Annotated in this window: 13 protein-coding genes; 8 read left to right on the top strand and 5 right to left on the bottom strand. The window is 64.3% G+C overall.

Going from position 1 to position 12,746, the window contains the following annotated elements:
* The first annotated feature begins 46 nt into the window (after positions 1-46).
* Complete coding sequence (locus CIT31_RS26635) at positions 47-1,123, top strand: NAD(P)/FAD-dependent oxidoreductase (RefSeq protein ID WP_095521054.1); 1,077 nt, start codon at positions 47-49, stop codon at positions 1,121-1,123.
* Here CIT31_RS26635 and CIT31_RS26630 read toward each other — a convergent pair.
* The 3 genes from CIT31_RS26630 to CIT31_RS26620 all read right to left on the bottom strand — a co-directional run bounded on the left by CIT31_RS26630 (position 1,117) and on the right by CIT31_RS26620 (position 3,725).
* On the bottom strand, positions 1,117-2,490 hold the full coding sequence (locus CIT31_RS26630) for an amidase (RefSeq protein ID WP_095521053.1): 1,374 nt from the start codon (positions 2,488-2,490) through the stop codon (positions 1,117-1,119). The genes CIT31_RS26635 and CIT31_RS26630 overlap by 7 nt on opposite strands.
* Before the next feature lie 165 nt (positions 2,491-2,655).
* Positions 2,656-3,456: a class II glutamine amidotransferase gene (locus tag CIT31_RS26625; protein WP_095521052.1), complete on the bottom strand. Its 801-nt coding sequence runs from the start codon at positions 3,454-3,456 to the stop codon at positions 2,656-2,658.
* A 14-nt stretch (positions 3,457-3,470) separates the two neighbouring features.
* On the bottom strand, positions 3,471-3,725 hold the full coding sequence (locus CIT31_RS26620) for a DUF6356 family protein (RefSeq protein WP_165778563.1): 255 nt from the start codon (positions 3,723-3,725) through the stop codon (positions 3,471-3,473).
* 112 nt (positions 3,726-3,837) lie between these two features.
* Between CIT31_RS26620 and CIT31_RS26615 the strand changes: the two genes are divergently transcribed.
* The 6 genes from CIT31_RS26615 to CIT31_RS26590 all read left to right on the top strand — a co-directional run bounded on the left by CIT31_RS26615 (position 3,838) and on the right by CIT31_RS26590 (position 8,346).
* On the top strand, positions 3,838-4,308 hold the full coding sequence (locus tag CIT31_RS26615; protein ID WP_065006000.1) for an Lrp/AsnC family transcriptional regulator: 471 nt from the start codon (positions 3,838-3,840) through the stop codon (positions 4,306-4,308).
* An 84-nt stretch (positions 4,309-4,392) separates the two neighbouring features.
* Positions 4,393-4,878: a dUTP diphosphatase gene (gene dut, locus CIT31_RS26610; RefSeq protein ID WP_095521051.1), complete on the top strand. Its 486-nt coding sequence runs from the start codon at positions 4,393-4,395 to the stop codon at positions 4,876-4,878.
* Positions 4,879-4,890: 12 nt separating this feature from the next.
* A complete protein-coding gene (locus CIT31_RS26605; RefSeq protein ID WP_095521050.1) occupies positions 4,891-5,598 on the top strand; it encodes an HAD family hydrolase in 708 nt (235 codons plus the stop codon).
* 34 nt (positions 5,599-5,632) lie between these two features.
* Positions 5,633-6,481, top strand: coding sequence for a hypothetical protein (locus tag CIT31_RS26600; protein ID WP_095521049.1), 849 nt, complete (start codon positions 5,633-5,635; stop codon positions 6,479-6,481).
* Positions 6,482-6,550: 69 nt separating this feature from the next.
* Entirely contained in the window at positions 6,551-7,354 is an 804-nt protein-coding gene (locus CIT31_RS26595; RefSeq protein ID WP_095521048.1) for an isocitrate lyase/PEP mutase family protein, read from the top strand.
* Entirely contained in the window at positions 7,351-8,346 is a 996-nt protein-coding gene (locus CIT31_RS26590; protein ID WP_095521047.1) for a proline racemase family protein, read from the top strand. The genes CIT31_RS26595 and CIT31_RS26590 overlap by 4 nt, the downstream gene beginning before the upstream one ends.
* 145 nt (positions 8,347-8,491) lie before the next feature.
* Here CIT31_RS26590 and CIT31_RS26585 read toward each other — a convergent pair whose 3' ends face one another.
* Positions 8,492-9,187, bottom strand: coding sequence for a sulfate transporter family protein (locus CIT31_RS26585; protein WP_029347756.1), 696 nt, complete (start codon positions 9,185-9,187; stop codon positions 8,492-8,494).
* Positions 9,188-9,382: 195 nt separating this feature from the next.
* Here CIT31_RS26585 and CIT31_RS26580 point away from each other — a divergent pair, with 195 nt between their 5' ends.
* Entirely contained in the window at positions 9,383-10,375 is a 993-nt protein-coding gene (locus CIT31_RS26580; protein ID WP_065006006.1) for an adenosine kinase, read from the top strand.
* Between the two features lie 58 nt (positions 10,376-10,433).
* Here the strand turns inward: CIT31_RS26580 and CIT31_RS26575 are convergent, their stop codons facing one another.
* Positions 10,434-12,713, bottom strand: coding sequence for an NADP-dependent malic enzyme (locus tag CIT31_RS26575; protein ID WP_095521046.1), 2,280 nt, complete (start codon positions 12,711-12,713; stop codon positions 10,434-10,436).
* Between the last annotated feature and the right edge of the window lie 33 nt (positions 12,714-12,746).

The following is a 12,746-nucleotide window of genomic DNA, read 5'->3' as shown; positions in this document are numbered from 1 at the left end:
GTCGCCGCAACGACATCAGAAGACCCGATTCGACAAAGGACCATCCATGAGCGCAGCCAAGCAAGTCATCGTCGTCGGCGCCGGCATCATCGGCGCGTCTGTCGCCTGGCATCTGGCGAAGGCCGGCGCGAACGTAATGGTGGTTGCCGACAGCGGCGCCGGCGGCGTCGCCACGCCGAATTCCTTTTCCTGGATCAATGCCAGTTGGGGCAATCCAGAGCCGTATTTCCGGCTGCGTACCCGTTCGATGGCCGAATGGACGCGGCTTGCGCATGACGTGCCCGGCATTCCGTTGGAATGGTGCGGCGGCCTGTGCTGGGACCTGCCGCCGGCCGAGTTGGAAGCCTATGCAGTCGAGCATTCTGCCTGGGGCTACGGCATCGAGCGCGTCGACCGCATGGGAGCCGCACGGATAGAGCCCAATTTGATCAAGCTTCCCGATTTCGCCCTTCACGTGGCAGAGGAGGGCGTCGCCGAGCCGGTCGCGGCCACGCAGGCGCTGCTGGTGGATGCCGAGCAGCGCGGCCTGCGGGTGGTGGGCGGAACGGCTGTGACCGCGTTGGTGCAGACCAATGGCAGGATTACCGGCGTGGATATGTCAGGCGGACGGATCGCTGCCGACGAGGTGGTGATCGCAGCGGGCGCCGGCTCTCCGGCAATTGCGGCGACGGCTGGGTTAAAACTGCCGATCGAGACGCCGCCCGGCCTGATCGTCCATTCACGCCCCTACGAAAAGCTGCTCAACGGCTTGGTGATCGGCGATCGGCTGCACATGCGCCAGACTGCCGAGGGCCGCATCATCGCCGGCTCGGATTTCGGCGGCGCCGATCCGGGAATGGATGCCGCAGCCACCGGTCGCGAGCTGTTTGCGGCGATGAAGAGCATGCTGCGCGACGCCGACCGGCTGGAACTGGATTTCCACACCGTCGGCTATCGGCCGACGCCGATCGACGGCTTTCCGATCATCGGACGGGCTGAAGGCCTGAGCGGCCTTTATGTCGCGGTCATGCATTCCGGCATCACACTGGCCCCAGCCGTCGGCCTGTTCGCCGCCCGGGAAATCCTCGACGACGCGCGCGACCCGCTGCTTGAGCCGTATGGGCTGACGCGGTTTGCTCAATAGCCGCGCGGACGGCGAAAACCGCCGCTCAGCAGCGCTATTGCCCTGGCGACGCCGAGCAGCCGCGCTTCCGACCAGCGGCGGCCGACCAGTTGCAGGCCGATAGGCAGGCCGTCGCGGTCCTGCCCGCAGGGCATCGACAGTGCCGGGTGGCCGCTGTAGTTGAACACCGCGCCGTAGGCCGGCAGCATCCAGTAGCTCTGCTCCCTGTCATCGACCTTGATCGGTGTTCCCGGCTCGCAATGCGGGAAGGCCGTGGTCATGGCGACGGGGCAAAGCAAGACATCGCAACCTTCGAAAAAACGGTCCCAGGCAAGAATTGACTGGTCGCGGCGGGTGAGCGCCTCGAACCAGCGCGAGACCGGTGTCGGTTCTTCCGGCGGCTTCGGCTGCGCAGCCTCCAGCATCATGCCGATCAGCGCACCGCCTTGCGTCAGATCGTCATGCAGGTCGAGCGTCGGCAGTCTTGCTTCCTCGACCGCTGCCCCCGCAGACTTGAGTTGCTCGGCCAGACTTTCGACCGCGGCCCTGATCTCGCCGGCCACCGGAAAACCCGGAAAGGCCGGCGCGAAAGCGATGCGCAAGGTCTTGAGATCAACCTCTGGCATGTCCTCGACCGGAACCGGAGCAAGATCTGTGTCGCTGCCATCCGGCCCTGCTATGATCCCCAGGATCAGCGCCAGATCTTCGACGTTGCGGGCCAGCGGACCGATACAGGACATCAGCCGCACGCTGCGCGGCGCACCGGTGGGATCGGGAAAGGCGCCGGCCAGGGAGACGCGGTGCTCGGTCGGCTTGAGGCCGTAGACGCCGCAAAAGGCCGCAGGCAGGCGGATCGAATCCTGCATGTCGGTGCCGATCTCGAATGGTGTCATGCCGGTGCTGAGCGCTGCCGCGGCGCCGCCGCTGGAGCCGCCGGCGGCGCGCGATAGATCCCAGGGATTACTGGTGCGGCCAAACAGCGGATTATTCGACTGCCAGTCGCCCAGCATCGTTGCGACATTTGTCTTGCCGACCAGCACGCCGCCGGCCGCCTTCAACCTGAGAACGACCGGGCTGTCTTTTCTCGCCACATAGTCGGCAAAGGCCGGGAAGCCGACCGTGGTCTTTATGCCTGCCGTTTCGTGCGTGTCCTTCAGCGTGAACGGCACACCGTGCAGCGGCCCGACAGCGTCGCCGCGCGCCTGGGCTTCGTCGGCTTTCTTCGCTCGAGCGCGAGCCCCTTCCCTGTCGAGCGTGACGACGGCGTTGACCGCCTCATTTTGCTTGTCGATCTCAGCCAAATGCGCGTCCAGCGCTTCCACGGCGGAAATCTTGCGGTCGCGGATTGCGGCAGCCAATTCTCTGGTGGAGGAAAAGACGAGATCCATGACCAATGCTCCGGCTTGCTAGCGACGCCAGCCTCACCAAATGGCGGGCTACGGCGCGTCTTCAAGCCGAGTTCAGCATTCCAGAACAGGCGGTGCTTGATCGGAATTGCGCTGCGAGGTCTGCTGAGGGGACTGTCCCGCGATGTTGCCGCGATAGCGAGGGATCTACACGGCCAGCGCCAGTCTTACCGGTTCTGGCGCAAACGGGCGAATGGTCATGCCGTCTTTGGCAATGGTGACGAAGCTAGAGGGCGGGATCGGCTGCCAGTCGCCGCCATCACGGTCGAAAGGCTCCGACATAAGGCATCGCCCGCCGCCATTGCCGAAGACGGAGGTGTAGAGCGTCGGCGCGTGGGCATCGGTCGCATAGCGCACCGCATGGAGCGATTCGCCGTCCGACAAGGCGGCGGTAAGTCTCAGCGCCGGTTCGAAGCCGGCCCGGCGCGAGGCGTCCATAACGCGGCTGGTGGCGCGGAGAAGAGCGCCCTCCGCATCACCCGACAGCCCTTCGTCGATCATCAGGAGAAAGAAGAGTTCGGAATCGGTGGTGCCTTCGCGCTGGGCGAAGACCGCGTCAGAGAGCGAATTTTCCAGCTCGCGGCGGATTGTTTCGAAGCCGCCGATCCGGCCGTTGTGCATGAACGACCAGCGGCCGGCAGTGAAGGGATGACAGTTCATGCGGCTGGTGGCGCCGCCGGTCGAGGCGCGCACATGGGCAAGGAACAGGCTGGACCTGATCTGGCGACACAGGCTCTTCAGATTGGGATCGGACCAGGCCGGCAGGATGTCGCGATAGAGACCCGGTTCGGGCCGGTCGCCGTACCAGGCGAGGCCAAAGCCATCGCCATTGGTCGGCGACTTGGCTTCCTGGGCGCAATGACTCTGGGCGACAAGCGAATGGCAGGGCGCCGTGACGATGTCTTCGAGGAAAACCGCTTCGCCAAGATAGGCCGCCCAGCGGCACATCGCTTAATCTTCCCTCAGGCGCGATCCATGAAAGCCGCAGGCTCCTTGATCGCGTGTGTGCCTCTGTTGTGCGTGCGCTGATAGAGCTCGCGAACGATTCGGCTGGCCGTGGTCTCAAACAGAAACGGCAAGAAAGCGTGAATGAGCGCGGCGAAGGCTGCCATGAACAGGCGCGAGCAGAACCACGCCGCGAAGGCCATATGGCTGAAATAGGTCTCGCCCACCTTGGCCGGGTGCGAGGTAAAGAGCCTTGCAAGCCGTATCGTCATGGTGCCCTCCTACCGGGAAAAGCCCCGATGCTGAGTATTCTGGCACGAGCTTTTGGTTCATTGGTCCCAAAATATCCTTGTATTTTGCCAATCATTGGGACAAGCATCCCACATGCCGCTGGAAATCGATGAGATCGACCGAAGATTGCTGGCCGAGCTGCAACGCGACGGTACACTGTCGGTCGACCAACTGTCGGAAAGGGTGTCGCTGTCGCGCAACGCCTGCTGGCGCCGGGTCAAGCGGCTGGAAGAAGACGGCGTGATTACCGGCCGGGTGGCGCTGGTCGATGCGGACAAGCTCGGCCTCGGCCTTTCGGTGTTCGTCCTGATCCGGACCTCCAATCACGATCCGAACTGGCTGCAAAAATTCCGGGCGGCAGTCACCGGTTTTCCCGAGATCACCGGCGTCTACCGGATGTCCGGCGACCTCGATTATGTTCTGCGTGCCCGCGTCGCCGACGTGAAGGCGTATGACCGGCTCTATCAGCGACTGATCGCCAAGGTGGCGCTGTCGGATGTTTCGGCCTCCTTCGTCATGGAGGAGATCAAGGAGACGACGGTCGTTCCCGTAGAACTGCGCTGAAGTGGAACTGCGCTGAAAGAAAGCCGTTGATAGCATTGCCGCCGAGTTGACCGAATCGGCGTTGGTAGCGATAGGATCAGCCTCATGCGCGCAGCCTTCTCCACTTCCTCCGTCATCGGTCCGGCCGTCGGCTTCGTCAGGCTGCCGCATGGCGAGGGCCTGCCGCTTCCCGCCTATGAAAGCCCGGGCGCCGCCGGCATGGATCTGCGCGCCGCGGTGCCGGACGACCGGCCGCTGCTGATCCTGCCGGGAAAACGCGCTCTGGTGCCGACCGGACTGATCCTGGAGATCCCGGAGGGCGTGGAAGGTCAGGTCCGGCCGCGCTCGGGCCTCGCCTTCAAGCATGGCCTCACCTGTCTCAACACGCCGGGCACCATTGACAGCGACTATCGCGGCGAGGTCAAGGTGCTGCTGATCAATCTCGGCGACGAAGATTTCGCAGTGACGCGCGGCATGCGGATCGCCCAGATTGTCTTTGCGTCCGTGATGCAGGCGACGGTCGAGGAGCGCACATTGGCCGGCGGCACGGCGCGCGGCTCGGGCGGCTTCGGATCGACCGGCACGGCCTGATGAGCATAGTGAATGAGAATACCCAAACTCGTCATCTTCGATTGCGACGGGGTTCTGGTCGACACCGAGAACCTGGCCAATCGACGCCTCGCCGAATGGCTCAGCACTGCCGGCTACCCGGCCAGCTTCGAATATTGCCGTAAGAATTTCTCCGGCCGCTCCATGGTATCGGTGCAAAAGGAGGTCGAGGCGACCGGCGTGAGCCTCGGCGCCGATTTCGTCGAGCGTTGGAACGCCAGCCTGCCGGACCTGTTCGCGCATGGCGTCGAAGCCGTCCCCTATGTCAAGGAGTTCATCGAAGCCGTGCACGCTGCCGGCATCGCAACTTGCGTCGCTTCATCGGCACGGGTTTCGAAAATGCACATCACGCTCGGCCAGACCGGGCTGCTGCAGCTGTTCGAGCATGCGCTGTTCAGCTCGACCATGGTTTCGCGGGGCAAGCCGTTTCCCGACCTGTTCCTGCATGCTGCAGGCACGATGGGCTTCGCGCCCGCCGATTGCATCGTCATCGAGGACAGCGTCGCCGGGACGTTAGCCGGCATTGCCGCCGGCATGCGCGTATTTTCCTACTACGGCGACCCGCATTCCGACCGCGACGGCCTGACCGAGGCCGGCGGCATCCTGTTCGACGACATGCGCGAACTTGCCGGGCTGGTGCCGATCCACCGATCTGATCTTCAGGCTTCCCATCCGGCTGGATGCCTCGGTCGTCCGTGCTAGTTTGCGAACGTTCGACAGTGGGAGGCGCCAGCATATGAATTCCATCCTGCTTCGCTTCATTCTCGCCTGTTTGCTGCTGCCGTGCCTGTGGACTGCGGCCGGCGCCCAAGGCGTCAGTTTCCCGGACCTTGGCAGCGCCGTTCCCGGCCACAAAGACACGATCTATCTCGACCTCGCCAGGATGGTCATTCCCGATCTGGCGGCGGACAAGGACGGCTTCTATCGGGGCTGCATGCCGATCGAGATGCGCCATATCGAGGGTCCGGATAGCGGTGGCTCGCCGCCCGTAACGTCGGGCTTTTCTGATGCTGGCGTGCTCCAGATCAAGGCAGGCGGCAAGGATCGGCTGGCCATGCTGTTCGACCTCGGGAGCTCCTCCGACAGCGCCGAGGGTTTTGCGGTGCTGGCGCTCTACGATCTTGCCAGCAGGCCGAGACTGCTCGACGCTGTCAATGTCGCCGTCGACCGGAGCACCTATTTCCGCGATCCGGGCAAGCTGCCGATCGGGCCCAGCGATGACGCCATCATCGCCCTGAGCACGCATTTCAATTCGAGCCAGGGCTATGTGAGCACGCCGCTGATCCTGGTCCGCGACGACAGGTTCGAACTGATCGACATGATCTACACGTTCGACGAGTCACTGTGCGCCTACAAGCGCACGCAGGAGTTGGCGTTTCAGACCATTGCGGACGGCAAGCCCTATGCGGCCATCAAGGCGACGGTGACCGATGCCACCGTGCCGAATGGCGAAAGCTGCGACGAACCGGCGCCCGAGCCTTCCTCGCGCGACATCTCCGTCACCTACCATTGGGACGGGACCGCATACGTCAAGGGGTCCGACGCACTGGACAAATTGGCAGGAGAGAACGCCAATCGCTTCTGAGCCAATCGCATTCGTTTGCCCGGCGGGCAGTGGCGGGATAAAATGCGCTTCGCACTCTGGGGAGCATCCATGGAAAAGGGCAAAATCTTTCGCGACCTGCACAGCTCGATCTTCGTCATGCCCAATCCCTGGGACGTCGGCACGACGAAACTGCTGGCTTCATTCGGTTTCAAGGCGCTGGCGACGACCAGCGCCGGCTTTGCCTTTTCGCGCGGCCTGCCCGACGGCGCGGTGACCTTCGAGGCGATGATCCACCACTGCCGCGAGGTGGCGGCGGCGACCGGCCTGCCGGTCTCGGCCGATCTCGAAAAGGGCAAGGGCGACAGCGCGACAAGTGCATCCGAAACCATCTTCGCGGCCGAGGCCGCGGGCCTCGCAGGCTGCTCGATCGAGGACCACACCGGCGAGCCCGACAAGCCGATCTATGATTTTTCGCATGCCGTCGAGCGCGTCGCCGCCGCAGCGGAGGCGGCACGGGCGCTGAAGCACGATTTCGTCTTCACCGCGCGGGCTGAGAATTTTCTATGGGGCAAGCCCGACATCGACGACACGATCAAGCGGCTGCAGGCCTTCGAGAAGGCCGGCGCCGACGTGCTCTACGCGCCGGGCATCAGTGACATCGAAACGGTGCGAACCGTCTGCTCGGCGCTGACCAAGCCGGTCAACGTCATGGTGAGGCCCGGCTTCACCATCGCCGATCTTTCCCTGGCAGGCGTCAAGCGCATTTCGCTCGGGCCCTGGCTGACCAATTTCGCCTTCGGCATGCTGGAGACGGCGGCGCGCGAGATCCAGCAGGACGGCACCTTCGGCTTCACCCGCACCGCCATGCCTTTCGGCAAGCTGCAGGCGTTGTTTGCCGAACCCCACGCATGACGCTCACCGTCGTCGACATGCACACCGGCGGCGAGCCGCTGCGGATCGTCACCGGCGGCTATCCCAAGATCCCCGCAGGCACGATCCTGGAAAAGCGCGCCTATGTGCGCGACCACCTCGATCATCTCAGGAAGATCCTGATGTTCGAGCCGCGCGGCCACTACGACATGTATGGCGCGCTGCTGGTGGAACCCGACCTGCCCGGCGCCGACCTCGCCGTGCTGTTCATGCACAATGAGGGCTATTCGACGATGTGCGGCCACGCCATCGTCGCGCTCGGCCGCTACGCCGTCGACGAGAGGCTGGTGGCGCGGCAGGAGCCGGTGACGACAGTCAATATCGAAGCGCCGTGCGGGCTGGTCGTCGCCTCGGTCGAGGTGCAGGACGGCAAGGCCGGCGCGGTGTCGTTCGAAAGCGTGCCGGCCTTTCTGTTCGCCCGCGACCAGGAGATTGAATTGCCGGGCTTCGGTTCGATCGGCTTCGACATCGCCTATGGCGGCGCCTTCTATGCGCTCGCCGATTGCCGCCAGTTCGGGCTGGAATTCGGCAGGAACCGCGTGCGCGATTTCGTCGATGCGGCGACAATGCTGACCGGGAAACTGAAGGCCGAGTTTCCGCTGTCGCATCCCGACCATGCCGACCTTGCCTTTCTCTACGGCACCATCCTGACCGACGGACAGGACGCATTTTCCGATACCCCGACCAAAAACATCTGCGTCTTCGCCGAGGCCGAGGTCGACCGTTCGCCGACCGGCTCGGGCGTCACTGCGCGGCTGGCGGCAATGCATGCCAAGGGCGAAATCGCCGGCCAGACGCGGCTGTTCGAGAGTGTTGCAGGCTCGCGCTTTTTCGGCAGCGTGGCGAGGACCGCGAAAGCCGGGCTGCATGACGCCATTATCGCCCGAGTCGGCGGCCGCGCCTACTACTGCGGCCGGGCCGAATTCATCGTCGAACCCGACGACGAGTTGGGACGCGGTTTTCTTTTACGCTAGCGCCGGGGGTGTGCTGAGATTCGCGTCAGCCCGTGCTGAGAACGGTGGGTTCCGAGGACCGGAACGGAGCGTAACGTTTGAGTGCTTACCGGAAGCACAGGAAACCGCCATTCGCAAGCCGGCATCACCCGAATATGAGCACGCCCTAAGCCGCTTCCCGCGCACTGATCGCCTTGTGCAAATGCACCATCATGGCGGCGGCGAAGAGCGGCGTCAGAAGGTTGAGCAGCGGCACGGCGAGGAAGGCAGCGATAACCAGCCCGGCGAGGAACACCGTGACGGCATGTTTTTTGCGCAACGCCCGTGCCTCGGCCTCCGGGCGAAAACGCATGGCGGCGAACTCGAAGAACTCACGCCCCAGCAGATAGCCGTTGACGATGAAGAAGGCAGCGATGTTGATGCCCGGCACCAGCAGAAGCAGCAAGGCCACGATGTTGCCGACGATGACGACGCCGAAGAATCTTATCGCCAGCACCATCGAGCGCAGTGCCGGCATGGCGCGGCCGGGCGGGTCATTGGGATAGTCGGTGCGCTCGACCACTTCTGCGACGTCGTCGAGGAACAGGCCGGCGATGATCGCCGTCACCGGCGCGATCAGCAGCGCCAGACCCAGCGCGAGACCGATGCCGGCGACGATGAAGCCCAGCCATCCGGCCCAGGACGGCAGGCTGGGCAGCCATGCGTCGATCCATGGCCAGGCCAGCCATTCGAACAGGCCCTCGATGGCGAACCACAGCGCGGCGAGCGCCAACAAGGTCAGGCCCAGCGTTTTTGCGAACACCGAGCGGAATTCGGGCGAAAACAGCCGGCTGGCGGCGGCGCGGGCGGCGCTAGAGATCACGGCGTTTCCAATTCCATGGCTGGTATCTCCGAGGCAGGCGGAGACAAGCAAGACACAGGCGGACAGCGTGTGGCAGTGCATCTGCCGTTCGACCAGATTAATAGATCCCGACCCTAGGCAAAGCCGCATCAAATCGCTAGACCCGCCCGCGGCCGGCGTGCCAGAAAGCCGGTGGTTTTCGCGGAGACATCATTGATGCCGAACTATGACGTGCTTTGTATCGGTAATGCCATCGTCGACATCATCGCCCAGTGCGACGAGGCATTTCTGGAAACGAACGGCATCATCAAGGGCGCGATGAACCTGATCGACACGAGGCGCGCCGAGCTCCTCTACAGCCGCATGGGCCCGGCCATCGAAGCCTCCGGCGGCAGCGCCGGCAACACAGCGGCAGGTGTCGCCAGCTTCGGCGGGCGCGCCGCTTTCTTCGGCAAGGTCTCGAACGACACGCTCGGCGAAATCTACGCCCACGACATGCATGCGCAGGGCGTCGCCTTCGACACCAGGCCGCTCAACGGCGAACCGCCGACGGCGCGCTCGATGATCTTCGTCACGCCGGACGGCGAGCGCTCGATGAACACCTATCTCGGCGCCTGCGTCGAGCTCGGGCCGGAGGATGTCGAGGCCGACAAGGCCTCGGGCGCCGCCGTCACCTATTTCGAGGGCTATCTGTGGGACCCGCCGCGCGCCAAGGAAGCGTTCCGGCAGACAGCGAAGCTCGCCCATGCCGCCGGGCGCGAAGTGTCGATGACGCTGTCGGATTCGTTCTGCGTCGACCGCTATCGCGACGAGTTTCTGGAGCTGATGCGCTCAGGCACCGTCGACATCGTCTTCGCCAACAGCCACGAGATCAAGTCGCTTTACCAGACCGCCTCCTTCGACGAGGCGCTGGCGCAGATCCGCAAGGACTGCAAGATCGCCGCCGTCACCCGCTCGGAAAAGGGCTCGGTAATCGTGCGCGGCGACGAGACCGTCACCATCGATGCGACCAAAATCCGCGAACTGGTCGACACCACCGGCGCCGGCGACCTCTATGCCGCCGGCTTCCTCTACGGCTACACGCAAGGGCGCAGCCTGAAGGATTGCGGCGACCTCGGCTCGCTGGCGGCCGGACTGGTCATCCAGCAGATCGGGCCAAGGCCGCGGCAGAATTTGCGCCACGAGGCTGAGCAGGCAGGGCTGCTGTAGGGCTCGACGCCGTCTCTTCCTTCTCTCCCTTATGGGAGAAGGCAGAGACGTCCGCTCCTCACGCCCCCGCCGTATACGCCGCGATCGCCGCCATGTTGACGATGTCGCTGTCCTTGGCGTTGAGCGAGACGATCTGAACCGGCTTGTCCAATCCGACCAGCAGCGGGCCGATGACCGTCGAGCCGCCGAGTTCCTGCAGCATCTTGGTTGAGATCGAGGCCGAGTGGAACGCCGGCATGATCAGCACATTGGCAGGGCCGGTCAGCCGGATGAACGGGTATTGCGCCATGGCGCGCGCGTTGAGCGCCACGTCGGCGGCCATCTCGCCGTCATACTCGAAATCGACGCGCCGCTTGTCGAGGATGCGCACCGCTTCCTGGACGCGCTCGGAGCGCTCACCCTGCGGATGTCCGAATGTGGAATAGGCGAGCATGGCGAGCCTTGGTTCATAACCCATGCGGCGGGCAAAGCCGGCGGCTTCCTCGGCGATGTCGGCGATCTGTTCGGCATTGGGCATGTCGTGCACGGCGGTATCGGCGACGATCACGGTTCGGCCCCGCGCCAGCACGATCGAAACGCCAATGACGCGGTGGCCGGGCTTGGCGTCGATGACACGGCGGATGTCGTCGAGCGCCGTGGAGTAGTTGCGGGTGACGCCGGTGACGATGCCGTCGGCATCACCCAGTGCCACCATGCAGGCGGCGAAATGGTTGCGGTCGTTGTTGATCAGGCGCTGGCAGTCGCGAAACAAGAAGCCCTTGCGCTGCATGCGCTCGTACAGATAGTCGGTGTAGAGGCCATTGCGGCGCGACAGCCGCGCATTGATGATCTCGATGCCTTGCTTGTTCAGCTCGATGCCGGCGTTCCTGGCGTTCTCCTTGATGATGTCGTCGCGGCCGAGCAGGATGGCGGTGCCGAGCCGCTGGTTCACATAGGAGACGGCGGCGCGCATCACCTGCTCCTCCTCGCCCTCGGCGAAAACGATGCGCTTGGGCTGGCGGCGCACGCGGTCGTAGATGCGCTGCAGCGTCGAGGCGATCGGATCGCGGCGGGCGGAAAGCTCCTGCGCGTAGCGGTCGAGGTCGAGGATCGGCTTGCGCGCGACGCCGGACTCCATCGCTGCCTTGGCGACCGCGATCGGAATGGCCGAGATCAAGCGCGGATCGAACGGCACCGGGATGATGTAGTTGGGGCCGAATTTCGGCCGCATGCCCTGGTAGGCGGCGGCGACGTCGTCGGGCACGTCCTGGCGCGCCAGTTCGGCCAGCGCCCGCGCCGCGGCGATCTTCATGTCATCATTGATGGTGGTCGCCCGCACGTCCAGCGCGCCGCGGAAGATGTAGGGGAAGCCGAGCACGTTGTTGACCTGGTTCGGATAGTCCGAACGGCCGGTGGCCATGATGGCATCGGTGCGGATTTCGGCGACTTCCTCCGGCGTGATCTCCGGATCGGGATTGGCCATGGCGAAGATGATCGGCTTCTCGGCCATCGACTGCACCATCTTGGTGGTCAGTGCGCCCTTGGCGGACAGGCCGAGAAACACGTCGGCGCCGTCCAGCGCCTCGGCTAGCGAGCGCGCGTCGGTCTTGACGGCATGCGCCGACTTCCACTGGTTCATGCCTTCTGTGCGGCCCTGGAAGACGACGCCTTTGGTGTCGCACAGAATGATGTTTTCAGGCGCAAAGCCCATTGCCTTCATCAGCTCGATGCAGGCGATGCCAGCCGCACCCGCGCCGTTGCAGACCATTTTCGTGGTCTTCATGTCGCGGCCGGTGATTTCCAGCGCGTTGATCAGGCCGGCGGCCGAGATGATGGCGGTGCCGTGCTGGTCGTCGTGGAAGACCGGTATGTCCATCAGTTCGCGCAGCCGCTGCTCGATGATGAAGCATTCCGGCGCCTTGATGTCTTCCAGGTTGATGCCGCCGAAGGAGGGCCCGAGGAAGCGCACGCAGTTGATGAACTCGTCGGCATCCTCGGTGTCGACCTCGAGATCGATGGAATCGACATCGGCGAAGCGCTTGAACAGCACCGCCTTGCCTTCCATCACCGGCTTGGCGGCCAGCGCGCCGAGATTGCCGAGGCCGAGGATGGCGGTGCCGTTGGAAATGACCGCGACCATATTGCCGCGCGCCGTGTAGTCGAATGCGCGGCTGGGATCCTCGGCGATGGCGAGGACCGGAACCGCGACGCCCGGCGAATAGGCGAGGCTCAAGTCGCGCTGGGTGGCCATCGGCTTGGTGGCGACGATCTCCAGCTTGCCGGGACGGCCCATGGCGTGGAATTCCAGCGCCTCCTGCGCACTGACGGAGGGCCCGGGGTTTTCGTTTTTCCTGGCCATGATGCTTTCGATTTCCTCACCCGTGCAGCACCT

It is taken from the genome of Mesorhizobium wenxiniae (assembly GCF_002284535.1).
In the GTDB taxonomy this organism is placed as follows: domain Bacteria; phylum Pseudomonadota; class Alphaproteobacteria; order Rhizobiales; family Rhizobiaceae; genus Mesorhizobium; species Mesorhizobium wenxiniae.
The sequence above is the reverse complement of the archived record's forward strand: the minus strand, read 5'-3'. Positions and strand labels throughout refer to the sequence as shown.

What these genes read in the sequence shown, in the direction of transcription:
- CIT31_RS26580 (WP_065006006.1), top strand. Translation starts at nt 9,383, where the DNA reads ATGCCGAACTATGACGTGCTTTGTATCGGTAATGCCATCGTCGACATC.
- dut (WP_095521051.1), top strand. Translation starts at nt 4,393, where the DNA reads ATGCGCGCAGCCTTCTCCACTTCCTCCGTCATCGGTCCGGCCGTCGGC.
- CIT31_RS26590 (WP_095521047.1), top strand. Translation starts at nt 7,351, where the DNA reads ATGACGCTCACCGTCGTCGACATGCACACCGGCGGCGAGCCGCTGCGG.
- CIT31_RS26635 (WP_095521054.1), top strand. Translation starts at nt 47, where the DNA reads ATGAGCGCAGCCAAGCAAGTCATCGTCGTCGGCGCCGGCATCATCGGC.
- CIT31_RS26630 (WP_095521053.1), bottom strand. Translation starts at nt 2,490, where the DNA reads ATGGATCTCGTCTTTTCCTCCACCAGAGAATTGGCTGCCGCAATCCGC.
- CIT31_RS26595 (WP_095521048.1), top strand. Translation starts at nt 6,551, where the DNA reads ATGGAAAAGGGCAAAATCTTTCGCGACCTGCACAGCTCGATCTTCGTC.
- CIT31_RS26605 (WP_095521050.1), top strand. Translation starts at nt 4,891, where the DNA reads ATGAGAATACCCAAACTCGTCATCTTCGATTGCGACGGGGTTCTGGTC.
- CIT31_RS26600 (WP_095521049.1), top strand. Translation starts at nt 5,633, where the DNA reads ATGAATTCCATCCTGCTTCGCTTCATTCTCGCCTGTTTGCTGCTGCCG.
- CIT31_RS26615 (WP_065006000.1), top strand. Translation starts at nt 3,838, where the DNA reads ATGCCGCTGGAAATCGATGAGATCGACCGAAGATTGCTGGCCGAGCTG.
- CIT31_RS26620 (WP_165778563.1), bottom strand. Translation starts at nt 3,725, where the DNA reads ATGACGATACGGCTTGCAAGGCTCTTTACCTCGCACCCGGCCAAGGTG.
- CIT31_RS26575 (WP_095521046.1), bottom strand. Translation starts at nt 12,713, where the DNA reads ATGGCCAGGAAAAACGAAAACCCCGGGCCCTCCGTCAGTGCGCAGGAG.
- CIT31_RS26625 (WP_095521052.1), bottom strand. Translation starts at nt 3,456, where the DNA reads ATGTGCCGCTGGGCGGCCTATCTTGGCGAAGCGGTTTTCCTCGAAGAC.